Source organism: Klebsiella sp. M5al (genome assembly GCF_002090195.1).
Lineage (GTDB): Bacteria > Pseudomonadota > Gammaproteobacteria > Enterobacterales > Enterobacteriaceae > Klebsiella > Klebsiella grimontii.
Genome location: NZ_CP020657.1, coordinates 176,726 through 201,723 on the forward strand (window position 1 = coordinate 176,726; position 24,998 = coordinate 201,723).

Annotated in this window: 17 protein-coding genes, 4 tRNA genes, 3 rRNA genes and 1 riboswitch; of the genes, 20 read left to right on the forward strand and 4 right to left on the reverse strand. The window is 54.2% G+C overall.

The window, feature by feature from the left end:
- Positions 1 to 60 precede the first annotated feature (60 nt).
- The gene (argH, locus tag BWI76_RS00855; protein ID WP_004870563.1) at positions 61 to 1,434 is read left to right on the forward strand and encodes an argininosuccinate lyase; all 1,374 of its coding nucleotides are present in this window, start codon (positions 61 to 63) and stop codon (positions 1,432 to 1,434) included.
- 270 nt (positions 1,435 to 1,704) lie between these two features.
- Positions 1,705 to 2,622, forward strand: a complete 918-nt coding sequence (oxyR, locus tag BWI76_RS00865; protein ID WP_004127331.1) for a DNA-binding transcriptional regulator OxyR — start codon at positions 1,705 to 1,707, stop codon at positions 2,620 to 2,622.
- Here oxyR and sthA read toward each other — a convergent pair.
- A complete protein-coding gene (sthA, locus tag BWI76_RS00870) occupies positions 2,605 to 4,005 on the reverse strand; it encodes a Si-specific NAD(P)(+) transhydrogenase (RefSeq protein WP_004116922.1) in 1,401 nt (466 codons plus the stop codon). The genes oxyR and sthA overlap by 18 nt on opposite strands.
- A 196-nt stretch (positions 4,006 to 4,201) precedes the next feature.
- On the opposite strand from sthA, the gene fabR reads away from it, so the two are divergent.
- Positions 4,202 to 4,837: an HTH-type transcriptional repressor FabR gene (gene fabR / locus BWI76_RS00875; RefSeq protein WP_004107582.1), complete on the forward strand. Its 636-nt coding sequence runs from the start codon at positions 4,202 to 4,204 to the stop codon at positions 4,835 to 4,837.
- Positions 4,838 to 4,852: 15 nt separating this feature from the next.
- On the forward strand, positions 4,853 to 5,212 hold the full coding sequence (locus tag BWI76_RS00880; protein WP_004127333.1) for a YijD family membrane protein: 360 nt from the start codon (positions 4,853 to 4,855) through the stop codon (positions 5,210 to 5,212).
- Between the two features lie 46 nt (positions 5,213 to 5,258).
- On the opposite strand, the gene trmA is transcribed toward BWI76_RS00880, so the two are convergent.
- Positions 5,259 to 6,359 carry a tRNA (uridine(54)-C5)-methyltransferase TrmA gene (gene trmA, locus BWI76_RS00885; protein ID WP_004870560.1) on the reverse strand — a complete coding sequence of 367 codons (1,101 nt, stop codon included), beginning with the start codon at positions 6,357 to 6,359 and terminating at the stop codon, positions 5,259 to 5,261.
- A 117-nt stretch (positions 6,360 to 6,476) separates the two neighbouring features.
- Positions 6,477 to 6,659, forward strand: a riboswitch (cobalamin riboswitch).
- Positions 6,660 to 6,723: 64 nt separating this feature from the next.
- Here trmA and btuB point away from each other — a divergent pair.
- From btuB to BWI76_RS00935, 9 genes are all read left to right on the forward strand, one after another.
- On the forward strand, positions 6,724 to 8,592 hold the full coding sequence (gene btuB, locus BWI76_RS00890; protein ID WP_049089331.1) for a TonB-dependent vitamin B12 receptor BtuB: 1,869 nt from the start codon (positions 6,724 to 6,726) through the stop codon (positions 8,590 to 8,592).
- The gene (gene murI / locus BWI76_RS00895) at positions 8,537 to 9,391 is read left to right on the forward strand and encodes a glutamate racemase (RefSeq protein WP_024360568.1); all 855 of its coding nucleotides are present in this window, start codon (positions 8,537 to 8,539) and stop codon (positions 9,389 to 9,391) included. The genes btuB and murI overlap by 56 nt, the downstream gene beginning before the upstream one ends.
- 378 nt (positions 9,392 to 9,769) lie before the next feature.
- Positions 9,770 to 11,309 (forward strand): 16S ribosomal RNA (locus BWI76_RS00905).
- A 71-nt stretch (positions 11,310 to 11,380) separates the two neighbouring features.
- Positions 11,381 to 11,457, forward strand: a tRNA-Ile gene (locus BWI76_RS00910).
- 108 nt (positions 11,458 to 11,565) lie between these two features.
- Positions 11,566 to 11,641 (forward strand) — tRNA-Ala (locus BWI76_RS00915).
- Positions 11,642 to 11,819: 178 nt separating this feature from the next.
- Positions 11,820 to 14,725 (forward strand): 23S ribosomal RNA (locus tag BWI76_RS00920).
- Between the two features lie 66 nt (positions 14,726 to 14,791).
- A 5S ribosomal RNA gene (gene rrf / locus BWI76_RS00925) occupies positions 14,792 to 14,907 on the forward strand.
- The 16S, 23S and 5S rRNA genes sit together here with 4 tRNA genes alongside, the layout of an rRNA operon.
- Positions 14,908 to 14,962: 55 nt before the next feature.
- A tRNA-Asp gene (locus tag BWI76_RS00930) sits at positions 14,963 to 15,039 on the forward strand.
- Between the two features lie 54 nt (positions 15,040 to 15,093).
- A tRNA-Trp gene (locus BWI76_RS00935) sits at positions 15,094 to 15,169 on the forward strand.
- An 82-nt stretch (positions 15,170 to 15,251) separates the two neighbouring features.
- On the opposite strand, the gene hdfR is transcribed toward BWI76_RS00935, so the two are convergent.
- Positions 15,252 to 16,073 carry an HTH-type transcriptional regulator HdfR gene (hdfR, locus tag BWI76_RS00940; RefSeq protein ID WP_024360645.1) on the reverse strand — a complete coding sequence of 274 codons (822 nt, stop codon included), beginning with the start codon at positions 16,071 to 16,073 and terminating at the stop codon, positions 15,252 to 15,254.
- Between the two features lie 118 nt (positions 16,074 to 16,191).
- Here hdfR and BWI76_RS00945 point away from each other — a divergent pair, with 118 nt between their 5' ends.
- On the forward strand, positions 16,192 to 16,530 hold the full coding sequence (locus BWI76_RS00945) for a DUF413 domain-containing protein (RefSeq protein ID WP_004097464.1): 339 nt from the start codon (positions 16,192 to 16,194) through the stop codon (positions 16,528 to 16,530).
- Positions 16,531 to 16,553: 23 nt separating this feature from the next.
- On the opposite strand, the gene BWI76_RS00950 is transcribed toward BWI76_RS00945, so the two are convergent.
- Positions 16,554 to 18,074, reverse strand: coding sequence for a YifB family Mg chelatase-like AAA ATPase (locus tag BWI76_RS00950; protein ID WP_024360644.1), 1,521 nt, complete (start codon positions 18,072 to 18,074; stop codon positions 16,554 to 16,556).
- Between the two features lie 349 nt (positions 18,075 to 18,423).
- Between BWI76_RS00950 and ilvL the strand changes: the two genes are divergently transcribed.
- The 6 genes from ilvL (at position 18,424) to ilvA (ending at position 24,966) form a co-directional block, all read left to right on the forward strand.
- Positions 18,424 to 18,522: an ilv operon leader peptide gene (gene ilvL, locus BWI76_RS00955; RefSeq protein WP_001311244.1), complete on the forward strand. Its 99-nt coding sequence runs from the start codon at positions 18,424 to 18,426 to the stop codon at positions 18,520 to 18,522.
- A 139-nt stretch (positions 18,523 to 18,661) separates the two neighbouring features.
- Positions 18,662 to 20,308 (forward strand): acetolactate synthase 2 catalytic subunit, encoded by a 1,647-nt coding sequence (ilvG, locus tag BWI76_RS00960; protein WP_024360643.1) that lies wholly within the window; start codon positions 18,662 to 18,664, stop codon positions 20,306 to 20,308.
- Entirely contained in the window at positions 20,305 to 20,562 is a 258-nt protein-coding gene (ilvM, locus tag BWI76_RS00965) for an acetolactate synthase 2 small subunit (protein ID WP_004107599.1), read from the forward strand. Before ilvG ends, ilvM begins: the two co-directional genes overlap by 4 nt.
- 16 nt (positions 20,563 to 20,578) lie before the next feature.
- Positions 20,579 to 21,508, forward strand: a complete 930-nt coding sequence (locus BWI76_RS00970) for a branched-chain amino acid transaminase (RefSeq protein WP_004097473.1) — start codon at positions 20,579 to 20,581, stop codon at positions 21,506 to 21,508.
- A gap of 60 nt (positions 21,509 to 21,568) precedes the next feature.
- Positions 21,569 to 23,419 (forward strand): dihydroxy-acid dehydratase, encoded by a 1,851-nt coding sequence (gene ilvD, locus BWI76_RS00975; RefSeq protein WP_049086037.1) that lies wholly within the window; start codon positions 21,569 to 21,571, stop codon positions 23,417 to 23,419.
- A gap of 2 nt (positions 23,420 to 23,421) precedes the next feature.
- The gene (gene ilvA / locus BWI76_RS00980) at positions 23,422 to 24,966 is read left to right on the forward strand and encodes a threonine ammonia-lyase, biosynthetic (protein WP_004133308.1); all 1,545 of its coding nucleotides are present in this window, start codon (positions 23,422 to 23,424) and stop codon (positions 24,964 to 24,966) included.
- Positions 24,967 to 24,998 lie beyond the last annotated feature (32 nt).

The window sequence follows — 24,998 nt, forward strand, 5'->3', positions numbered from 1 at the left end:
CGGCCCGGTAAGCGCAGCGCCGCCGGGCAATAAAATTCAAAGATATTAAGGAAGCATGTTATGGCACTTTGGGGTGGGCGTTTTACTCAGGCAGCGGATCAGCGGTTCAAACAGTTCAACGACTCTTTGCGCTTTGACTATCGCCTGGCGGAGCAGGATATCGTTGGCTCTGTCGCCTGGTCCAAAGCGCTGGTGACGGTGGGTGTTTTGACTGCTGATGAACAACAGCAGCTGGAAGAGGCGCTGAACATTCTGCTGGAAGACGTGCGGGCTAACCCGCAGCAGATCCTCGAAAGCGATGCGGAAGATATTCATAGCTGGGTGGAAGGTAAGCTGATCGACAAAGTCGGCCAGCTGGGCAAAAAGCTGCACACCGGGCGTAGCCGTAATGACCAGGTGGCGACCGACCTGAAGCTGTGGTGCAAAGATACCGTTGTGGAACTGCTGTCGGCGAATCGTCAGCTACAAAGCGCGCTGGTCGAGACGGCGGAGAATAACCAGGACGCCGTCATGCCGGGCTATACTCACCTGCAGCGCGCGCAGCCGGTGACGTTCGCCCACTGGTGTCTGGCCTATGTCGAAATGCTGGCGCGTGATGAAAGCCGTCTGCAGGATGCGCTTAAACGTCTGGACGTCAGCCCGCTGGGCTGCGGAGCGCTGGCGGGTACCGCCTATGAAATCGATCGTGAACAGCTTGCCGGCTGGCTGGGCTTCGCATCGGCGACCCGCAATAGCCTGGACAGCGTGTCCGATCGCGATCACGTACTGGAACTGCTGTCCGATGCCTCAATCGGTATGGTTCACCTGTCGCGTTTTGCCGAAGATCTGATCTTCTTCAATACCGGCGAAGCGGGCTTTGTTGAGCTTTCTGACCGCGTGACTTCTGGCTCATCCCTGATGCCGCAGAAGAAAAACCCGGATGCGCTGGAGCTGATCCGCGGTAAATGCGGCCGCGTGCAGGGCGCGCTGACCGGCATGATGATGACCCTCAAGGGGTTGCCGCTGGCCTACAATAAAGATATGCAGGAAGATAAAGAAGGGCTGTTTGACGCGCTTGATACCTGGCTCGACTGCCTGCATATGGCGGCGCTGGTGCTCGACGGTATTCAGGTAAAACGCCCGCGCTGCGAAGAAGCGGCGCAGCAGGGTTATGCGAATGCCACCGAACTGGCGGATTATCTGGTTGCTAAAGGCGTGCCGTTCCGTGAAGCGCACCATATTGTCGGTGAAGCGGTGGTCGAGGCCATTGCCCAAGGCAAGCCGCTGGAAGATCTGCCCCTGGCCGATTTACAGAAATTTAGCCGCGTTATCGCCGAGGATGTCTATCCAATCCTGTCGCTGCAGTCGTGTCTGGATAAGCGTGCGGCTAAAGGCGGCGTTTCTCCTCAGCAGGTTGCTCAGGCGATTGCCGACGCTAAACAGCGCCTGGTTTGAGTCGTCTGCGGGGCTGCCTGTAAGGTGGTCAATATATGAAGCTCGGGCAACGCCCGGGCTTTTTTTATGCCAAAAAAAAGCGGACACAAGGTCCGCAAAAGTTCACGTTGGCTTTAGTTATCCGGGTAGAAAACTGTTGAGGAAGCGCGATGATTTTCTGCAGTTTTCCTCATTTATGGGTTTATTATTGAACAGAAACCTTGATAGGGATAATCGTTCGTTGCTATTCTATCTATCGCCATGGACTATCGTGGCGATGGAGGATGAATAATGAATATTCGCGATCTTGAATATCTGGTAGCGCTAGCCGAACACCGCCACTTCCGCCGTGCGGCGGATTCTTGCCACGTCAGCCAACCTACGCTTAGCGGGCAAATCCGTAAGCTGGAGGATGAGCTCGGCGTGATGTTGCTGGAACGCACCAGCCGTAAGGTTCTGTTCACCCAGGCAGGGCTGCTGCTGGTGGATCAGGCGCGTACCGTGCTACGCGAAGTCAAAGTGCTGAAGGAAATGGCAAGCCAGCAGGGAGAGACCATGTCCGGGCCGCTGCATATTGGGCTGATCCCGACGATTGGCCCTTATCTGCTGCCGTTGATTATCCCGATGCTGCATCAGACCTTTCCCAAGCTGGAAATGTACCTGCATGAAGCACAAACCCATCAGCTTTTAGCGCAGCTTGATAGCGGTAAGCTCGACTGCGCGATTCTGGCGCTGGTCAAAGAGAGCGAAGCGTTTATTGAGGTGCCGCTGTTTGATGAGCCCATGATGCTGGCTATTTACGAAGATCACCCGTGGGCGAACCGCGAGTGCGTGCCGATGTCGGACCTGGCCGGTGAAAAGCTGCTGATGCTGGAAGACGGCCACTGCCTGCGCGATCAGGCGATGGGTTTTTGCTTTGAAGCGGGCGCCGATGAAGATACGCATTTCCGGGCGACCAGCCTCGAAACGTTGCGTAACATGGTGGCTGCCGGTAGCGGCATCACGCTGCTGCCAGCCTTAGCCGTGCCGCAGGAGAGAAAGCGCGATGGCGTGGTCTATGTGCCCTGTATCAAGCCGGAACCGAGACGTACCGTGGGGCTGGTTTATCGCCCGGGTTCGCCGCTGCGTAGCCGCTATGAACATCTGGCAGAGGCCATCCGCGGGAAGATGGATGGCCATTTCGATACCGCGTTAAAACAGGCGGTTTAAGCCATTTAACGCGGCTACCCGATAGGCTTCCGCCATCGTCGGGTAGTTAAAGGTGGTGTTAACGAAGTACTCAATGGTGTTACCACCGCCTTTCTGCTCCATTATCGCCTGGCCGATGTGAATAATTTCGGCCGCGCGCTCGCCAAAGCAATGAATCCCAAGGATCTCTTTCGTTTCGCGATGAAACAGGATCTTCAGCGTACCGACGCTCATGCCGACAATCTGCGCTCGCGCCAGATGCTTGAACTGCGCGCGCCCTACCTCGTAAGGCACTTTCATGGCCGTCAGTTGCTGCTCGGTTTTGCCAACGGAGCTGATTTCCGGAATGGTGTAAATACCGGTAGGGATATCTTCAATCAGATGCGCCGAGGCTTCGCCTTTCACCAGCGCCTGGGCTGCGATGCGGCCCTGGTCGTAGGCGGCAGAGGCCAGGCTCGGGTAGCCAATCACATCGCCGACGGCATAAATATGCGGCAGGGCGGTTTGATACATGCTGTTGACCTTCAGCTGACCGCGGCTATCGGTTTGCAGGCCGATATTTTCCAGCGCCAGAGAGTCGGTATTCCCGGTGCGGCCGTTAGCGTACAGCAGGCAGTCCGCTTTGAGCTTTTTACCGGATTTCAGGTGCATGATGACGCCATCATCCACGCCCTCAATCTTTTCGTACTCTTCATTGTGGCGAATGACTACGCCGCTGTTCCAGAAGTGATAGGAGAGGGAGTCGGACATTTCCTGATCGAGAAACGCCAGCAGGCGATCGCGGGTGTTGATCAGATCCACCTTCACTTCCATTCCGCGGAAGATCGACGCATATTCGCAGCCGATCACCCCGGCCCCATAAATGATCACATGGCGCGGTTCGTGGTGCAGGCTCAGGATCGAGTCGCTGTCATAAATGCGCGGGTGATGGAAGTCGACGTCTGCCGGATGGTACGGGCGTGAACCACAGGCAATCACGAACTTTTCCGCCGTCACCGTTTCCACGGTACCGTCGTGGCACTCCAGCGCGATAGTGTGCTCATCAACAAAATGGGCATTGCCCTGCAGGATTTCGCAGTGGTTACGCTCATAGAAACCCTGACGCATATGGGTTTGCTGGTTAATGACGCTGTCTGCATGGTTCAGGATGTCGGCGAAGGAAGAACGAAGAAGACGGGAATGGTCGCTGTAGAGGGGATTTTGGTTAAACTCGATAATACGGCTGACGGCATGGCGGAGGGCTTTTGACGGGATGGTACCCCAGTGGGTACAACCGCCGCCGACGTTATGGTAGCGCTCAATGACGGCAACGCGTGCTCCCTGTTTCACCAGCCCCATGGCGGCACCTTCTCCGCCAGGACCGGAACCAATCACAATTGCATCATAATCCCAAGAGTGTGACATGGCATTACTCACCTGTTTTATACATAAAATAAACACGATGATAACATTTGCCGCGCTTTAACCCAATTATCGTTGTGCTTTTTTGCGGCATAAAAGCAGAAACAGCTCGTAAACAATCATTCACAATCCAGTGTAAACCGATTGGTTCTGATCTCTGGTATAGTGCCGGAAGGGCTTATGGAAGGATTCAGACAACGTGATGGGCGTAAGAGCGCAACAAAAAGAAAAAACCCGGCGTTCGCTGGTGGAAGCGGCATTTAGTCAGCTAAGCGCTGAACGCAGTTTTGCCAGCTTAAGCCTGCGCGAAGTTGCGCGGGAAGCGGGGATCGCCCCGACGTCCTTCTATCGCCATTTTCGTGATGTCGATGAGCTTGGTCTGACCATGGTGGATGAAAGCGGGCTTATGCTGCGCCAGCTGATGCGCCAGGCGCGCCAGCGTATTGCGAAAGGCGGCAGCGTCATTCGCACCTCTGTTTCCACCTTTATGGAATTTATTGGCAACAATCCGAACGCCTTCCGCCTGCTGCTGCGGGAACGATCCGGTACGTCTGCGGCGTTTCGCGCCGCCGTGGCGCGTGAAATTCAGCATTTTATCGCGGAACTTGCCGACTATTTAGAAATCGAAAACCATATGCCGCGCGCCTTTACCGAAGCGCAGGCTGAAGCTATGGTCACCATCGTATTTAGCGCTGGCGCCGAGGCTCTCGATGTGGGCCCGGAGCAGCGTCGACAGCTGGAAGAACGCCTGGTGCTGCAGCTCAGAATGATCTCGAAAGGCGCGTATTACTGGTATCGCCGTGAACAAGAAAAAATATCAAATCATTCCGAATAACGTGAAGGACGAGCAATGAAACACTCAGTACAAGATAGAGGTACGCTGCTGCTGGCGCTGATCGCAGGTTTATCCATTAATGGTACCTTCGCCGCGCTATTCAGCTCCATTGTCCCTTTTTCCATCTTCCCTATTTTGTCGTTGGTGCTGACGGTTTACTGCCTGCATCAGCGCTATCAGAATCGTAGTATGCCCGTGGGTTTGCCGGGGCTTGCCGCAGCCTGCTTTATTCTCGGCGTGCTGGTTTACAGCACCGTCGTGCGCGCGGAATATCCGGACATCGGCTCTAACTTCTTCCCGGCGGTTCTGTCGGTGATTATGGTGTTCTGGATTGGCTACAAGTTGCGCAATCGCAAGAACGCGGTCGCGGAATAATCTTTCCCCCGGCAACAGCGTTGTTGCCGGGTTTTCTCACCCGACTTTACTTCTTCGTCAACAGCACGCCGCATTCCATATGATGGGTATACGGGAACTGGTCGAACAGCGCCAGGCGCGCGATCTCGTGGGTCTCACTGAGCGTTTCCAGGTTCTGGCATAGGGTCTCAGGATTGCAGGAGATATACAGAATACGCGGGTACGCCTGCACCATTTTCTCCGTCTCGCTATCCAGCCCGCTGCGCGGCGGATCGACAAAAATCGTCTCACACTGATAGCTCTTCAGGTCGATATCCTGTAGACGATTAAACTGCCGTACGCCGTTCATCGCCTGGGTAAACTCTTCCGCCGACATGCGGATAATCTGCACGTTATCAATGTGGTTCGCTGCAATATTGTATTGCGCCGCCGCGACGGACGGTTTGGCGATTTCCGTTGCCAGCACCCGTTCGAAATTACGCGCCAGCGCCAGCGAAAAGTTGCCGTTACCGCAGTACAGCTCAAGCAGGTCGCCGGTTGCGTCTTTGGTAGCATCGATAGCCCACTCCAGCATCTGGACGTTCATCGCCGCGTTCGGCTGGGTGAAGCTATTCTCAACCTGACGATAGATCATTTCGCGCCCGCCAACTGGCAAACGTTCATCGATATAGTCCTGATCCAGCTCGATTTTCGTCTTTGTGGCGCGGCCAATCAGGTGCACATTCAGATTTTGCGCCCGCAGCGCATCGCGGAAGCGCTCAGCCTGCTGACGCCATTCGTCGTCAAGCTTCTTATGATACAGCAGTGATATCACGGCCTGATTACTCAGGGTGGTCAGATAATCCACCTGAAACAGTTTATGACGCAGTACCGGGTTATCGCGTACACCTTCAATCACCGCGGCCATCAGCTGATTAATCAACTCGCTGGCGGCCGGGAAGGTATCGACGCGGATACGGGATTTGGTCTGCTGATCGAACATAATGTGGTACAGATCGTCGCCATCGTGCCACAGACGGAACTCTGCGCGCATACGATAGTGGCTGATCGGCGAACGAAACACTTCCGGAACCTGGGCGCTGAAAGGCGCCATCATTTTCTGCAAACGGACGACTTTTTCTGCCAGCTGCGCTTCATATTGTTCGGTAGGAAGGTGTTCGGGGGTCATGATGCATCCTGAATAAAATAAGTACGCGGGGGATTGTAGGGAAAGCGCCGGGGATGTCCAGCCCTGATGATATAAGGAAATATAACGGTAGAAGTCTGGACATCTATATGTTTCTGATTATAGCATCGTGCTACCGGTCCTATGAGTTAATAGGGAATCCAGTGTAAATCTGGAGCTGACGCGCAGCGGTAAGGAAAAGTGGGATGAGCGCATTATGCAGACACTGCGGTTATTTAGCGGGAAGTCCTCATCCATCAAACACTCCAAGCCCGAAGACCTGCCGGAATACGTCGCATTTGGTTTCTATCATCGCGTGCTACTGATAGAGCCGGCGGCATCCTTTGTTTATTACGGATGCTTTAAAATGATTAAAAAAGCTTCGCTGATGACGGCGCTCTCCGTCACGGCATTTTCCGGCTGGGCGCAGGACAGCAATTCAGATACGTTAGTGGTCACAGCAAACCGTTTTCAACAGCCGGTCAATACGGTCCTTGCGCCGACTGATGTGGTTACCCGGGAAGATATCGAGCGCTGGCAGGCGAAAGATTTGAACGATGTGATGCGCCGATTGCCTGGCGTGGACGTCGCGCAAAATGGCGGCATGGGGCAATCTTCCTCTCTGTTTATCCGTGGTACTGAAGCTAAACAGGTACTGGTGCTGGTTGACGGCGTTCCCATGGTCCGACCTGGAATTACAAACAACCCTGATTTGAATCAGATCCCTTTATCACTGGTGCAGCGCGTCGAATATATCCGTGGCCCGCGTTCGGCGATTTATGGTTCCGGGGCTATGGGCGGGGTGATTAACGTCATTACGCATTCTGATAAAGAACAATCCAAAATTACCGCTGGGGTAGGTTCTAAAGGTTACCAACAATATGACGGCACCCTGCGCCATCGCTTTGGCGATACGGTGGCGACGGTTGCGGGCTCCTATGAGGGTAATAAAGGCTTCAACGTTCAGCCAGGTTCAACCTGGGAGCACGACGGCGATCGCGACGGTTTTCGTAATAAAACGTTTTGGGGCAGCCTCGAGCATAAATTTAACGAGAATTTTGACGGTTTCTTCCGCGGACACAGCTATACCAACAACTCTGATTACGATCTTGGAAGCCCGCCGTATAGCCCGGCCTACAGCGCCGATGAAAACCAGCTCTACAACCAAAGCTGGGATGCGGGGCTGAACTTTAATTCCGGTATCTACTCCTCTCAGCTTATCGCCAGCTATCAGAAGGTAAAGGACTATAACTACAGCAGTATTTATGGTCGTTATAATGATGGGACGACGCTCGACAGGATGACGCAGCATAACCTGCAGTGGGGCAATAACGTTATTGTGGGTCATGGTTCTGTCAGCGCAGGGGTGGACTGGCAGCAGCAGCGATTAACGTCATCAGACACGACGATGTCGGATACCTATAAACGTGACAATACGGGGTTATATCTGACGGGCCAGCAGCAGTTTGGCGATGTGACCCTCGAAGCTTCCGGGCGTGAAGACCACGATGAGCAGTTTGGCTGGCACGGTACCTGGCAGACGACCGCAGGCTGGGAATTTGTCGAAAACTATCGCCTGACCCTCGGCTACGGTACCGGCTTCCTTGCGCCTTCGTTAGGGCAACAGTTTGGTTCGACCCGATTTGGTATCAACGCGAATCCCAACCTGAAGCCTGAAGAGTCGAAGCAGTGGGAAGCGGGGCTGGAAGGGCTCACTGGTCCCGTGGACTGGCGCTTGTCCGCGTACCATTACAAGATTACTAATCTGATTACCTATTACTCCGATCCTGTCACCTATGAAGGGGAGTACGACAATATTAATGCCGCGACGATTAAAGGCGTGGAGTGGACGGGAAGTGTCGACACCGGTATTTTCAGCCATCGCGTAACGTTGCAGTATGTCGATCCGCGTAACGATGATAACGGTGAAGTGCTGGCCCGACGTTCTAAACGACAGGCAAAGTATCAGCTGGACTGGTCCGTGTTTGATGTCGATATGGATGTGTCCTGGCAGTATTATGGGAAGCGCTACGATAACAACACCTCCCAGTACAACAATACGCAAAGGATTTTGCCGAGCTACAGCACGGTAGACGTTTCTGCATCGTATCCGATCACCGATCGCCTGACAGTTCGTGGTAAAATAGCTAACCTGTTCGATAAAGATTACGAGACAGCTTATGGCTACCAAACTGCAGGACGAGAATACTACTTGTCTGGCAGCTACACCTTCTGATCCACGTCCCACCGTGCTGGTGTTTGATTCCGGCGTCGGTGGGCTGTCGGTTTACAACGAGATCCGGCAGCTTCTGCCGGATCTGCATTATATCTACGCTTTCGACAACGTTGCTTTCCCGTACGGCGAGAAGAGCGAAGCGTTTATTGTTGAACGCGTCCTTGAGATCGTTACCGCAGTTCAGCAGCGCTATCCGCTGGCGCTGGCCGTTATTGCCTGTAACACCGCAAGTACCGTTTCCCTCCCCGCATTACGCGATAAATTCGCCTTTCCGGTTGTCGGCGTCGTTCCGGCGATAAAACCCGCGGCACGCTTAACGGCGAATGGCGTTGTTGGCCTGCTGGCAACGCGCGGAACGGTAAAACGTCCTTATACGCGCGAACTGATCTCCCGCTTTGCGAATGAATGCAAAATCGAAATGCTGGGGTCGGCAGAGCTGGTGGAGCTGGCGGAGGCTAAGCTCCACGGTGAGCCGGTCCCGCTGGATGAACTGCGGCGTATCCTGCGTCCCTGGCTGCGAATGCAGGAACCGCCTGATACGGTTGTGCTGGGGTGTACGCATTTCCCTCTATTACAGGAAGAGCTGCAGCAGGTTCTGCCGGAAGGGACGAGAATGATCGACTCCGGGGCGGCGATTGCGCGTCGCACGGCCTGGCTATTAGAGCACGAAGCGCCTGACGCAAAATCGAGTGATGCCAATATTGCCTACTGTATGGCGCTGACGCCTGAAACCGAACAGCTTTTGAGCGTTTTGCGGCGCTACGGCTTCGAATCGCTGGAAAAATTACCGCTTTCATAGCGTTTTGCACAAAAAAGAGACGGTTGAAAGATTTTTTGAAAACAGGGCTTGTCAACGTCTCAGAACTCCCTATAATGCGCCTCCACTGACACGGAACAACGGCACGCAAGCCGCCGGGTCAGCGGGATTCAGCGATGAATACCGACAGAGAAAAGCAAAATTAAACGCTTGACTCTGAATGAGGAAAACGTATTATACGGGACCTCGCAACGGTGAGCGAAAGCCGCGTTGCACTGCTCTTTAACAATTTATCAGACAATCTGTGTGGGCACTCAAAGTGACATGGATTCTTAACGTCTTCGGACGAAAAATGAATACCAAGTCTCTGAGTGAACATACGTAATTCATTACGAAGTTTAATTCACGAGCATCAAACTTAAATTGAAGAGTTTGATCATGGCTCAGATTGAACGCTGGCGGCAGGCCTAACACATGCAAGTCGAACGGTAGCACAGAGAGCTTGCTCTCGGGTGACGAGTGGCGGACGGGTGAGTAATGTCTGGGAAACTGCCTGATGGAGGGGGATAACTACTGGAAACGGTAGCTAATACCGCATAACGTCGCAAGACCAAAGAGGGGGACCTTCGGGCCTCTTGCCATCAGATGTGCCCAGATGGGATTAGCTAGTAGGTGGGGTAACGGCTCACCTAGGCGACGATCCCTAGCTGGTCTGAGAGGATGACCAGCCACACTGGAACTGAGACACGGTCCAGACTCCTACGGGAGGCAGCAGTGGGGAATATTGCACAATGGGCGCAAGCCTGATGCAGCCATGCCGCGTGTATGAAGAAGGCCTTCGGGTTGTAAAGTACTTTCAGCGGGGAGGAAGGGAGTAAGGTTAATAACCTTATTCATTGACGTTACCCGCAGAAGAAGCACCGGCTAACTCCGTGCCAGCAGCCGCGGTAATACGGAGGGTGCAAGCGTTAATCGGAATTACTGGGCGTAAAGCGCACGCAGGCGGTCTGTCAAGTCGGATGTGAAATCCCCGGGCTCAACCTGGGAACTGCATTCGAAACTGGCAGGCTGGAGTCTTGTAGAGGGGGGTAGAATTCCAGGTGTAGCGGTGAAATGCGTAGAGATCTGGAGGAATACCGGTGGCGAAGGCGGCCCCCTGGACAAAGACTGACGCTCAGGTGCGAAAGCGTGGGGAGCAAACAGGATTAGATACCCTGGTAGTCCACGCTGTAAACGATGTCGACTTGGAGGTTGTTCCCTTGAGGAGTGGCTTCCGGAGCTAACGCGTTAAGTCGACCGCCTGGGGAGTACGGCCGCAAGGTTAAAACTCAAATGAATTGACGGGGGCCCGCACAAGCGGTGGAGCATGTGGTTTAATTCGATGCAACGCGAAGAACCTTACCTACTCTTGACATCCACGGAACTTAGCAGAGATGCTTTGGTGCCTTCGGGAACCGTGAGACAGGTGCTGCATGGCTGTCGTCAGCTCGTGTTGTGAAATGTTGGGTTAAGTCCCGCAACGAGCGCAACCCTTATCCTTTGTTGCCAGCGGTCCGGCCGGGAACTCAAAGGAGACTGCCAGTGATAAACTGGAGGAAGGTGGGGATGACGTCAAGTCATCATGGCCCTTACGAGTAGGGCTACACACGTGCTACAATGGCATATACAAAGAGAAGCGACCTCGCGAGAGCAAGCGGACCTCATAAAGTATGTCGTAGTCCGGATTGGAGTCTGCAACTCGACTCCATGAAGTCGGAATCGCTAGTAATCGTGGATCAGAATGCCACGGTGAATACGTTCCCGGGCCTTGTACACACCGCCCGTCACACCATGGGAGTGGGTTGCAAAAGAAGTAGGTAGCTTAACCTTCGGGAGGGCGCTTACCACTTTGTGATTCATGACTGGGGTGAAGTCGTAACAAGGTAACCGTAGGGGAACCTGCGGTTGGATCACCTCCTTACCTGAAAGAACCTGCCTTTGTAGTGTCCACACAGATTGTCTGATGAAAAATAAGCAGTAAAAAATCTCTGCAGGCTTGTAGCTCAGGTGGTTAGAGCGCACCCCTGATAAGGGTGAGGTCGGTGGTTCAAGTCCACTCAGGCCTACCAAATTTCTGCTGATGCTGCGTTGCGGCGACACTCACATACTCTAAGTATGCTTCGTGTCACCACGCCTTGCTTCAACAGAAATTAAGGTTGATGAGATTTCACTACGATGGGGCTATAGCTCAGCTGGGAGAGCGCCTGCTTTGCACGCAGGAGGTCTGCGGTTCGATCCCGCATAGCTCCACCATCTTTACTGCCAAAAACAAGAAAACTTCAGAGTGTACCTGAAAAGGTTCACTGCGAAGTTTTGCTCTTTAAAAATCTGGATCAAGCTGAAAATTGAAACGACACACAGCTAATGTGTGTTCGAGTCTCTCAAATTTTCGCGACACGATGATGTTTTACGAAACATCTTCGGGTTGTGAGGTTAAGCGACTAAGCGTACACGGTGGATGCCCTGGCAGTCAGAGGCGATGAAGGACGTGCTAATCTGCGAAAAGCGTCGGTAAGGTGATATGAACCGTTATAGCCGGCGATGTCCGAATGGGGAAACCCAGTGCAATTCGTTGCACTATCGTTTGATGAATACATAGTCAAACGAGGCGAACCGGGGGAACTGAAACATCTAAGTACCCCGAGGAAAAGAAATCAACCGAGATTCCCCCAGTAGCGGCGAGCGAACGGGGAGCAGCCCGGAGTCTGAATCAGCTTGTGTGTTAGTGGAAGCGTCTGGAAAGTCGCAGGGTACAGGGTGATACTCCCGTACACTAAAACACACAGGCTGTGAACTCGAAGAGTAGGGCGGGACACGTGGTATCCTGTCTGAATATGGGGGGACCATCCTCCAAGGCTAAATACTCCTGACTGACCGATAGTGAACCAGTACCGTGAGGGAAAGGCGAAAAGAACCCCGGCGAGGGGAGTGAAAAAGAACCTGAAACCGTGTACGTACAAGCAGTAGGAGCCTCTTTATGGGGTGACTGCGTACCTTTTGTATAATGGGTCAGCGACTTATATTCTGTAGCAAGGTTAACCGTATAGGGGAGCCGCAGGGAAACCGAGTCTTAACTGGGCGTTAAGTTGCAGGGTATAGACCCGAAACCCGGTGATCTAGCCATGGGCAGGTTGAAGGTTGGGTAACACTAACTGGAGGACCGAACCGACTAATGTTGAAAAATTAGCGGATGACTTGTGGCTGGGGGTGAAAGGCCAATCAAACCGGGAGATAGCTGGTTCTCCCCGAAAGCTATTTAGGTAGCGCCTCGTGAACTCATCTTCGGGGGTAGAGCACTGTTTCGGCTAGGGGGTCATCCCGACTTACCAACCCGATGCAAACTACGAATACCGAAGAATGTTATCACGGGAGACACACGGCGGGTGCTAACGTCCGTCGTGAAGAGGGAAACAACCCAGACCGCCAGCTAAGGTCCCAAAGTCATGGTTAAGTGGGAAACGATGTGGGAAGGCCCAGACAGCCAGGATGTTGGCTTAGAAGCAGCCATCATTTAAAGAAAGCGTAATAGCTCACTGGTCGAGTCGGCCTGCGCGGAAGATGTAACGGGGCTAAACCATGCACCGAAGCTGCGGCAGCGACACTATGTGTTGTTGGGTAGGGGAGCGTTCTGTAAGCCGTTGAAGGTGGCCTGTGAGGGTTGCTGGAGGTATCAGAAGTGCGAATGCTGACATAAGTAACGATAATGCGGGTGAAAAACCCGCACGCCGGAAGACCAAGGGTTCCTGTCCAACGTTAATCGGGGCAGGGTGAGTCGACCCCTAAGGCGAGGCCGAAAGGCGTAGTCGATGGGAAACAGGTTAATATTCCTGTACTCGGTGTTACTGCGAAGGGGGGACGGAGAAGGCTATGTTGGCCGGGCGACGGTTGTCCCGGTTTAAGCATGTAGGCGGATGTTCCAGGTAAATCCGGAACGTTATCAACGCTGAGGTGTGATGACGAGGCACTACGGTGCTGAAGTGACAAATGCCCTGCTTCCAGGAAAAGCCTCTAAGCATCAGGTAACATCAAATCGTACCCCAAACCGACACAGGTGGTCAGGTAGAGAATACCAAGGCGCTTGAGAGAACTCGGGTGAAGGAACTAGGCAAAATGGTGCCGTAACTTCGGGAGAAGGCACGCTGATGGTAAGTGAAGTGACTTGCTCATGGAGCTGAAATCAGTCGAAGATACCAGCTGGCTGCAACTGTTTATTAAAAACACAGCACTGTGCAAACACGAAAGTGGACGTATACGGTGTGACGCCTGCCCGGTGCCGGAAGGTTAATTGATGGGGTTATCCGTAAGGAGAAGCTCTTGATCGAAGCCCCGGTAAACGGCGGCCGTAACTATAACGGTCCTAAGGTAGCGAAATTCCTTGTCGGGTAAGTTCCGACCTGCACGAATGGCGTAATGATGGCCAGGCTGTCTCCACCCGAGACTCAGTGAAATTGAACTCGCTGTGAAGATGCAGTGTACCCGCGGCAAGACGGAAAGACCCCGTGAACCTTTACTATAGCTTGACACTGAACACTGGTCCTTGATGTGTAGGATAGGTGGGAGGCTTTGAAGTGTGGACGCCAGTCTGCATGGAGCCATCCTTGAAATACCACCCTTTAATGGCTGGTGTTCTAACGTGGGCCCGTTATCCGGGTTGCGGACAGTGTCTGGTGGGTAGTTTGACTGGGGCGGTCTCCTCCTAAAGAGTAACGGAGGAGCACGAAGGTCAGCTAATCCTGGTCGGACATCAGGAGGTTAGTGCAATGGCATAAGCTGGCTTGACTGCGAGCGTGACGGCGCGAGCAGGTGCGAAAGCAGGTCATAGTGATCCGGTGGTTCTGAATGGAAGGGCCATCGCTCAACGGATAAAAGGTACTCCGGGGATAACAGGCTGATACCGCCCAAGAGTTCATATCGACGGCGGTGTTTGGCACCTCGATGTCGGCTCATCACATCCTGGGGCTGAAGTAGGTCCCAAGGGTATGGCTGTTCGCCATTTAAAGTGGTACGCGAGCTGGGTTTAGAACGTCGTGAGACAGTTCGGTCCCTATCTGCCGTGGGCGCTGGAGAATTGAGGGGGGCTGCTCCTAGTACGAGAGGACCGGAGTGGACGCATCACTGGTGTTCGGGTTGTCATGCCAATGGCATTGCCCGGTAGCTAAATGCGGAAGAGATAAGTGCTGAAAGCATCTAAGCACGAAACTTGCCCCGAGATGAGTTCTCCCTGACCCTTTAAGGGTCCTGAAGGAACGTTGAAGACGACGACGTTGATAGGCCGGGTGTGTAAGCGCAGCGATGCGTTGAGCTAACCGGTACTAATGAACCGTGAGGCTTAACCTTACAACGCCGAAGATGTTTTGGCGGATTGAGAGAAGATTTTCAGCCTGATACAGATAACAGAATTTGCCTGGCGGCAGTAGCGCGGTGGTCCCACCTGACCCCATGCCGAACTCAGAAGTGAAACGCCGTAGCGCCGATGGTAGTGTGGGGTCTCCCCATGTGAGAGTAGGGAACTGCCAGGCATCAAATTAAGTAGTAAGCCGGTGCATTAATCCGGTGGTTACAGAAGTATTCGGTGGAGCGGTAGTTCAGTCGGTTAGAATACCTGCCTGTCACGCAGGGGGTCGCGGGTTCGAGTCCCGTCCGTTCCGCCACTTATTAAAAAAATTAAGCCTGCTGATAATGCAGGCTTAATGATAAGAAAATTTAGGGGCGTAGCTCAGTTGGTAGAGCACCGGTCTCCAAAACCGGGTGTCGCGAGTTCGAGTCTCTCCGCCCCTGCCATATAATAATCCTTTGCTCAGGCAAAGGATTTTTTTTGCTTTAAATTTCCCGCCGATCCTCCTCCGTCCCTGGAGGAGTGCGTCTATCCCAATATATTGTGCTTCAGGATCTCACGAATCTGCGCTTGTTTGTCGCTGTTTTGTAGCCAAATTGCATAGAGGGGTCTTGAAAGCGTCGCACTGTCGGTCACCGTATGCAGGTTATTTTTCTCCTGCGCCCAGAGCACGGGCAACCATGTACAGCCCTTAAGGGCGCTGAGTTGCTGGTACGCTAATTCGGCAGAACTGGTGGTCAGCAGAGGAATATCATCATTTCCGATCAATCCGGCTTCATTTTGTTGAAAATCCGGCCCCCATTCCAGGCGTAAATAATTCAATTCATTCGTGTACTTAGCCGGTGATGAACAATAAAGCGCTAATGTAAAATTACCCAGTAACTGGCTGCTTAGTTCATCCATCTTCGGCGATTCTGTCGTGATCAAGAGATCAAGCTGGCGTTCATGCAGCTGTTTGACCAGCGATTGGCGCTGCGCAATCCGCGCCTCAAACTGGAGGTTATAGGGCTCCGTATAGAGCTTGCCCAGCCATCCGTTAAGCAGACATTCCCAGAGAGAAGCGCTGGCACCGATCGAAAATTCATTATGTCGGGAAGCATTCGCGACCTCCTTGCGCGCAGCTTGCCAGGTATTCATCAGGGTTTCGGCGTAGGGCAGCAGTTTCTCTCCGGCTGAAGTCAGACGGATATTATTACGATGACGGGTAAAAAGGTTCACCCCCAGCTGGTTCTCCAGCTGACGAATACGAAAGCTAACTGCTGACTGCGTCAGATAAAGCGCCTCTGCGGCTCGGCCAAAGTGGCGAGTTCTGCTCACCTCAAGGAAAGTCTTCAGCAATTCCGTATCCACACTCTTCTCCGCAAAATTATTTGTCGTGATGATTTAAATGTTTTGTTTGACGCTCTGTCAAGCGTAACTAATACTCCGCGCCATAATTAGCTCGGCCAAAGAATCAGGAGCGTGTAGGATGGCGGAAAGCTTTACGACAACTAATCGTTTTTTCGACAATAAAAATTATCCGCGCGGGTTTTCCCGTCATGGAGATTTCACCATCAAAGAGGCGCAACTGCTGGAACGTCATGGTTATGCCTTTAATGAACTCGAACTAGGTAAACGCGAGCCTGTCACCGACGATGAAAAACAGTTTGTTTCGGTATGCCGTGGTGAACGTGAGCCCGCAACGGAAGCAGAACGCGTCTGGATTAAGTACATGGCGCGCATTAAGCGTCCGAAGCGTTTCCATACTCTGTCCGGCGGCAAGCCGCAGGTGGAAGGTACGGAAGATTACACAGAAAGCGATGATTAAGAAAAAGGGCGTAAGCCCTTTTTTTACGCCATCATTTTTTGTAGATGGCTCAACATTCTGTCTATTGCCCTATAGCCGAGAGCCTCCTGCAGATGATGACGTTCGATGCAATCGACGGCTTCAATATCCGCAATAGTCCGGGAAACTTTAAGCAGGCGTTGCCAGGCGCGGATTGAAAGTCCAAGCTGAGTTAGCGTCTGCTCCAGCCAGATAGCGTCATCTTGATGAAGCCGGCAGCAGATTTTCATCTCATCATTTCCCAGATGCGCATTAAGTTTTTTCTGTCGTGATAGCTGTCTTTCGCGTGCGGCCAGAACACGTTGACGCACGCTGGCGCTACTTTCCTCCTCGTGTGTTCCCTGACTGAGTACTCCCGGCGGCGGAAGTGGGATCTCCAGAGAGAGATCGAACCGGTCGAGAAACGGGCCGGATAAACGGCCAAGGTAGCGTAGCGTCTGTTGTGGCGAGGCGCGATTATGCTGGCCCTGATAGTGCCCTGTCGGGCTGGGGTTCATCGCTGCAATAAGCTGGAAACGGGCCGGATAATCAATTTTGGCGCGCGTGCGAGAGATATGGATAACCCCTGACTCAATCGGTTCTCGTAACGCATCCAGTACCCTGCGTTCGAATTCAGGCAGCTCATCCAGAAACAGGACGCCATTATGGGCCAGCGAGATCTCTCCTGGTGCCGGAATTGAGCCGCCACCCACCATGGCCGCCAGGGAGGCGCTATGATGCGGGGCGCGAAAGGGCCTGCGACGCCAATTTTTCGTCGCACGCGTGGAATCGACCAGGCTATGTATTGCCGCGCTTTCCAGCGCCTCCTGGTTACTCAACGGCGGTAGCAGTCCCGGTAATCGACTGGCGAGCATCGTTTTACCGGTGCCGGGCGGGCCTATCATCAGCAGGTTGTGGCCACCTGCGGCGATAATTTCCAGCGCGCGTTTCCCCTGCTGCTGGCCAATAACATCACGCAGGTCAACCGGTGTATCATCCGAATACTCTCCTTCTGAGAGTGGAGGAGTGAGGGGATTGCGACCTTCGAGAAAAGCGCAGACTTCCTGGAGATCGGTGGCGATAAGGCAGTCACTGCCGCCGATTAATCCTACCTCCGGAGAATTCTCATTAGAGATAACAATCTTCCGACCCGCTTTTATTGCCTCCATGGCGCTGGATATGGCACCAGGAACGCCACGCAGAGCGCCTGTAAGCGCCAGCTCGCCGACAAACTCATATTGATTTAGCCTGGTAGCATTTAGCTGCTCTGAGGCCACCAGAAGCGCGAGAGCGATAGGTAAATCATATCTTCCACCTTCTTTTGGCAGATCGGCCGGAGCCAGATTAATGGTGATTTTTTTCGCCGGATAAGCGTAGCCGCTGTTGATAATCGCACTACGTACCCGGTCACGCGCTTCTCTCACCGTTGTTTCCGGCAGCCCTACCATGGTCAGGCCAGGGAGTCCGTTGCTGATATGAACTTCAACCGTGATAAGCGGGGCGCCGATCCCGAGAGCGGCGCGGGTGTAAACAATGGCGAGTGACATAAAACCTCCTGAGAGCCAGGATTATGTCGGGGATCTGTTATCGAGTAATTCGGCAATATTAAATTTTACATGCTTGCTTCCAGCCAATTTTTGGCCCATTGCCACTTTGCACTCGCTTTGGATACTGGCTCGCAAAACACGGTTGTCAGTCAGGAACAGAAAAAGTGCTGTGGAGTACGCCACAAATTGAAATATTTTCATTTCATATTTTTTCTATTAAAAACAATTGTTTTTTCGTAAATGGTTAGCAAGGTAAGAAATGCGGTCATAAAAAAATCTTGTGTTTAACGTGATGTCTGTGGTACCTCTTTAGGTATTCCTTCGAACATGAAGCCAGAAAGAACATAAAATGACAGCCCTTCTACGAGTGATTAGCCTGGTCGTGATTAGCGTGGTGGTGATTATTATCCCACCGTGCGGGGCTGCACTTGGACGAGGAAAGGCTTAAAAAACAAGCCTTAACGAACTAAGACCCCCGCACCGAAAGGTCCGGGGGTTTTTTTATAACTTAAAAACAGAAAAGAGGAGCAGACGATGGCTGGTAGCATAAAATTCTGTTTCTCTCGATCTACGACGGGGAAGTAACTATGAATGGGGCGCGGTGGGTAGTACATGCTTTGCGAGCACAGGGAGTCGATACCGTTTTTGGCTATCCGGGTGGAGCAATTATGCCGGTTTACGATGCATTGTATGACGGCGGCGTGGAACACCTATTGTGCCGGCATGAACAGGGCGCGGCTATGGCGGCTATCGGCTATGCCAGGGCTACCGGCAAAACCGGGGTGTGTATCGCCACTTCGGGGCCTGGCGCAACCAACCTGATCACCGGCCTCGCCGACGCGCTGCTTGATTCCGTTCCCGTTGTTGCTATCACCGGCCAGGTTGCCGCCCCGTTCATTGGCACCGACGCATTCCAGGAAGTTGATGTTCTCGGTTTATCGCTGGCTTGCACCAAGCACAGTTTCCTGGTGCAGTCGCTGGAAGAACTGCCGCGCATCATTGCCGAAGCTTTCCACGTAGCAAACTCCGGGCGCCCCGGTCCCGTGCTGGTCGATATCCCAAAAGACATCCAGCTGGCTCAGGGCGATCTCGATCCGCATTTTTCCATGGTAGCCGACGACGTTGATTTTCCATATGCGGATATCGAATACGCTTTGCAGATGCTGACTCAGTCGCAGAAGCCGATGTTATACGTTGGCGGCGGCGTGGGGATGGCGCAGGCGGTTCCGGCGCTGCGCGAATTTCTTACCGTCACGCAAATGCCAGCGACCGCCACCCTGAAAGGACTGGGGGTGGTGGCGGCGGATTATCCCTACTATCTGGGGATGCTGGGGATGCACGGCACCAAGGCGGCCAACCTGGCGGTACAGGAATGTGACCTACTGATCGCGGTAGGCGCCCGCTTTGACGATCGCGTCACCGGCAAGCTGAATACGTTTGCCCCGCACGCCAAAGTTATCCATATGGATATCGATCCGGCTGAACTGAACAAGCTCCGTCAGGCGCATATCGGCCTGACCGGCGATTTGAATGTAATGCTGCCCGCGCTGCAGCAGCCGCTGTCTATCGATGCCTGGCGTCAACGTAATGCGCAGCTGCGCGCCGAGCACGCCTGGCGCTACGATCATCCGGGCGAGGCCATCTATGCTCCGCTGCTGCTGAAGCAGCTTTCCGAGCGCAAACCAGCAGATTGCGTCGTGACCACCGATGTGGGCCAGCATCAGATGTGGTCAGCGCAGCATATGACCTATACGCGTCCGGAGAATTTCATCACTTCCAGCGGATTAGGGACAATGGGCTTTGGCCTGCCGGCAGCAGTAGGCGCGCAGGTGGCCCGCCCCGATGATACGGTTATCTGTATCTCCGGTGACGGCTCCTTCATGATGAACGTGCAGGAGCTGGGCACCGTAAAACGCAAGCAGCTGCCGCTGAAGATAGTCTTACTGGACAACCAGCGTTTAGGAATGGTTCGACAATGGCAGCAGCTGTTTTTTCAGGAACGTTATAGCGAAACCACTCTTACCGATAACCCCGATTTTCTTACTCTGGCCAGCGCCTTCGGCATCCCTGGTCAACACATCACCCGTAAAGACCAGGTTGAAGCGGCACTCGACACCATGCTTTCGAGCCAGGGGCCTTACCTGCTTCATGTCTCAATCGATGAACTTGAGAACGTCTGGCCGTTGGTGCCGCCCGGTGCCAGTAATGCAGAAATGCTGGAGAAATTATCATGATGCAACATCAGGTCGCCTTGCAGGCTCGCTTTAACCCTGAAACCTTAGAACGCGTGCTGCGCGTCGTGCGCCATCGCGGGTTCCAGATTTGCGCGATGAATATGGAAACCGCCGCCGATGCCCGGAATATTAATATCGAACTGACCGTTGCCAGCCAGCGGCCCGTCGAATTACTGTTTAGTCAATTAAGCAAACTGGTGGACGTCGCCTGCGTCGAGATCCAGCAACCTACATCACAACAAATTCGCGCCTGAGCGCAAAGGAAGAATAATGACGACGAAAAAAGCTGACTACATTTGGTTCAATGGTGAGATGGTTCCGTGGGGCGAGGCGAAGGTTCACGTGATGTCCCATGCGCTGCACTACGGGACTTCCGTATTTGAAGGCATCCGTTGCTACGACTCTCACAAGGGACCGGTGGTGTTCCGTCACCGTGAGCATATGCAGCGTCTGCATGACTCAGCCAAAATCTATCGTTTCCCGGTTTCTCAGAGCGTCGATGAGCTGATGGAAGCCTGTCGCGAAGTTATTCGTAAAAACAGCCTGACCAGCGCCTATATCCGTCCGTTAGTCTTTGTCGGCGACGTTGGCATGGGCGTCAACCCGCCTCCGGGCTATAACACTGACGTGATCATCGCGGCGTTCCCGTGGGGCGCCTACCTGGGTGCCGAAGCGCTGGATCAGGGGATCGATGCGATGGTTTCTTCCTGGAATCGCGCGGCGCCAAACACCATTCCGACCGCGGCCAAAGCCGGCGGTAACTATCTCTCTTCGCTGCTGGTCGGCAGCGAAGCGCGTCGCCATGGCTATCAGGAAGGTATCGCGCTGGACGTGAACGGCTACATCTCTGAAGGCGCCGGTGAAAACCTGTTTGAAGTTAAAGATGGCGTGTTGTTTACTCCGCCGTTCACCTCTTCCGCGCTGCCGGGCATTACCCGCGACGCTATCATCAAGCTGGCGAAAGACCTGGGCCTGGAAGTCCGCGAGCAGGTATTGTCCCGCGAGTCCCTGTACCTGGCTGACGAAGTCTTTATGTCCGGGACTGCCGCAGAGATCACCCCAGTACGCAGCGTTGATGGTATTCAGGTGGGCGAAGGCCGCTGCGGCCCGATCACCAAGCGCATTCAGCAAGCATTCTTTGGCCTCTTCACCGGTGAAACCGAGGATAAATGGGGCTGGTTGGATCAGGTTAATCAATAAGCATAAAAAATGGGGCGACACGCAACGCCCCATTTCACCGAAACTGGGAGTAACTAAAGCATGCCTAAGTACCGTTCCGCCACAACCACTCACGGCCGTAATATGGCGGGTGCCCGCGCGCTGTGGCGCGCCACTGGAATGACCGACGATGATTTTGGTAAGCCGATTATCGCCGTGGTGAACTCTTTCACCCAGTTCGTGCCGGGCCACGTTCACCTGCGCGATCTCGGCAAACTGGTTGCTGAGCAAATCGAAGCCGCTGGCGGCGTCGCCAAAGAATTCAACACCATTGCGGTGGATGATGGTATCGCCATGGGCCACGGGGGTATGCTTTATTCACTGCCATCCCGCGAACTGATCGCCGACTCGGTGGAGTACATGGTTAATGCCCACTGCGCTGATGCGATGGTCTGTATCTCCAACTGCGACAAAATCACCCCGGGGATGTTAATGGCGTCTCTGCGCCTGAATATTCCGGTAATTTTTGTTTCCGGCGGCCCAATGGAAGCCGGGAAAACCAAGCTGTCCGATCAGATCATTAAACTCGATCTGGTCGATGCGATGATTCAGGGCGCTGACCCGAAAGTCTCCGACGATCAAAGCGATCAGGTTGAACGTTCCGCCTGCCCGACCTGCGGCTCTTGTTCAGGGATGTTCACCGCGAACTCCATGAACTGCCTGACTGAAGCGCTGGGCCTGTCGCAGCCGGGTAACGGCTCGTTGCTGGCGACTCACGCCGATCGCAAGCAGCTGTTCCTCAATGCGGGCTCGCGTATCGTTGAGCTGACTAAACGTTACTACGAGCAGGACGACGCCTCTGCGCTGCCGCGTAATATCGCCAATAAGGCGGCGTTTGAAAACGCCATGACGCTGGATATCGCCATGGGCGGCTCTACCAATACCGTACTGCATCTGCTGGCGGCGGCGCAGGAAGCGGAAATCGACTTCACCATGAGCGATATCGATAAACTTTCCCGTAAAGTGCCGCAGCTGTGTAAGGTCGCGCCAAGTACGCAGAAATATCATATGGAAGATGTTCATCGCGCGGGCGGCGTATTGGGCATTTTAGGCGAACTGGAGCGCGCCGGGCTACTGAACCGCGACGTGAAAAACGTGCTTGGTTTGTCCCTGCCGCAGACGCTGGAGCAGTACGATATCACCGTCACGCAGGACGAAGCGGTCAAAAAAATGTTCCGCGCTGGCCCTGCGGGTATCCGCACAACGCAGGCTTTCTCTCAGAACTGCCGCTGGGACACCCTGGATGACGATCGCGCAGAAGGCTGTATCCGCTCGCTGGAACATGCTTACAGCAAGGACGGCGGTCTGGCGGTTCTGTACGGCAACTTTGCCGAGAATGGCTGCATCGTGAAAACCGCCGGCGTTGACGACAGCATCCTCAAATTTACCGGCCCGGCTAAGGTATACGAAAGCCAGGACGCGGCTGTGGATGCAATCCTCGGCGGCAAGATTGTCGCCGGTGACGTGGTGGTTATTCGCTACGAAGGGCCGAAAGGCGGTCCGGGGATGCAGGAAATGCTCTACCCGACGACCTTCCTGAAATCAATGGGGCTGGGTAAAGCCTGCGCGCTGATTACCGATGGACGCTTCTCCGGCGGTACTTCGGGTCTTTCCATTGGCCATGTTTCTCCGGAAGCCGCCAGCGGGGGCAATATCGCGATCATTGAAGATGGCGACATGATTGCTATCGATATCCCGAACCGCGGTATTCAGCTGCAGCTGAGCGATGCCGAGATTGCGGCGCGCCGCGAAGCTCAGGAAGCGCGCGGTGATAAAGCATGGACGCCGAAAGATCGTGAGCGTCAGGTTTCCTTTGCCCTTCGCGCCTACGCCAGCCTGGCAACCAGCGCCGACAAAGGCGCGGTGCGTGATAAATCGAAACTTGGGGGTTAATAATGGCCGAGTCGCAACCCCTGTCCGCCGCCCCCGAGGGGGCGGAATACCTCAGAGCGGTACTGCGCGCGCCGGTATATGAAGCCGCGCAGATCACGCCGCTGCAAAAAATGGAAAAGCTCTCGTCGCGCCTCGATAACGTTGTGCTGGTGAAGCGTGAAGATCGTCAGCCGGTGCACAGCTTTAAGCTGCGCGGGGCGTACGCGATGATGGCGGGGCTGACGGAAGAGCAAAAATCGCATGGCGTGATTACCGCTTCGGCGGGTAATCATGCGCAGGGCGTGGCTTTCTCGGCTTCTCGCCTGGGCGTGAAGGCGCTGATCGTCATGCCAACCGCCACGGCGGATATCAAAGTCGATGCGGTGCGCGGCTTCGGCGGCGAAGTGCTGCTGCACGGCGCGAACTTTGATGAAGCCAAGGCCAAAGCCATCGAGCTGGCGCAACAGCAGGGCTTTACCTGGGTACCGCCTTTCGACCACCCGATGGTGATTGCCGGGCAGGGTACGCTGGCGCTGGAGCTGCTGCAGCAGGATGCCCATATCGATCGCGTATTTGTCCCGGTCGGCGGCGGCGGTCTTGCGGCGGGCGTGGCGGTGCTGATCAAACAGCTGATGCCGCAGATTAAGGTCATTGCGGTTGAGGCCGAGGATTCTGCCTGTCTGAAAGCCGCGCTGGATGCGGGTCATCCGGTTGATTTACCCCGCGTCGGGCTCTTTGCCGAAGGCGTAGCGGTTAAACGTATCGGCGATGAGACTTTCCGTCTGTGTCAGGAGTATCTCGACGACATCGTTACTGTCGATAGCGATGCCATCTGCGCGGCGATGAAAGACCTGTTTGAAGACGTACGCGCGGTGGCTGAACCTTCCGGGGCGCTGGCGCTGGCGGGGATGAAAAAATATATCGCTCAGCATAATATTCGCGGCGAACGCCTGGCGCACGTGCTTTCCGGCGCGAACGTCAACTTCCACGGCCTGCGCTACGTTTCCGAACGCTGCGAGCTGGGGGAACAGCGTGAAGCGCTGCTGGCGGTCACCATTCCGGAAGAGAAGGGTAGCTTCCTCAAGTTCTGCCAGCTGCTGGGCGGCCGTTCGGTCACCGAATTTAACTATCGCTTCGCCGATGCGAAAAATGCCTGCATTTTTGTCGGCGTGCGCCTGAGCCGTGGTCTGGAAGAGCGGAAAGAGATCCTCAACCTGCTGCACGAGGGCGGCTACAGCGTAGTGGATCTCTCTGACGATGAAATGGCTAAGCTTCACGTGCGCTATATGGTGGGCGGGCGTCCGTCGCAGCCGCTGCAGGAACGTTTGTTCAGCTTCGAGTTTCCGGAATCCCCCGGTGCCCTGCTGAAGTTCCTGCATACCCTTGGCACCCACTGGAACATTTCTCTGTTCCATTATCGCAGCCACGGTACCGATTATGGCCGCGTGCTGGCGGCATTCGAACTGGGCGATCACGAGCCTGATTTTGAAACCCGCTTGCATGAGCTGGGCTACGATTGTCACGACGAGAGCAATAATCCAGCGTTCAGGTTCTTCCTCGCAGGTTAGGCTGCGCAGCGCTTATCTGGCCTACGATCGGG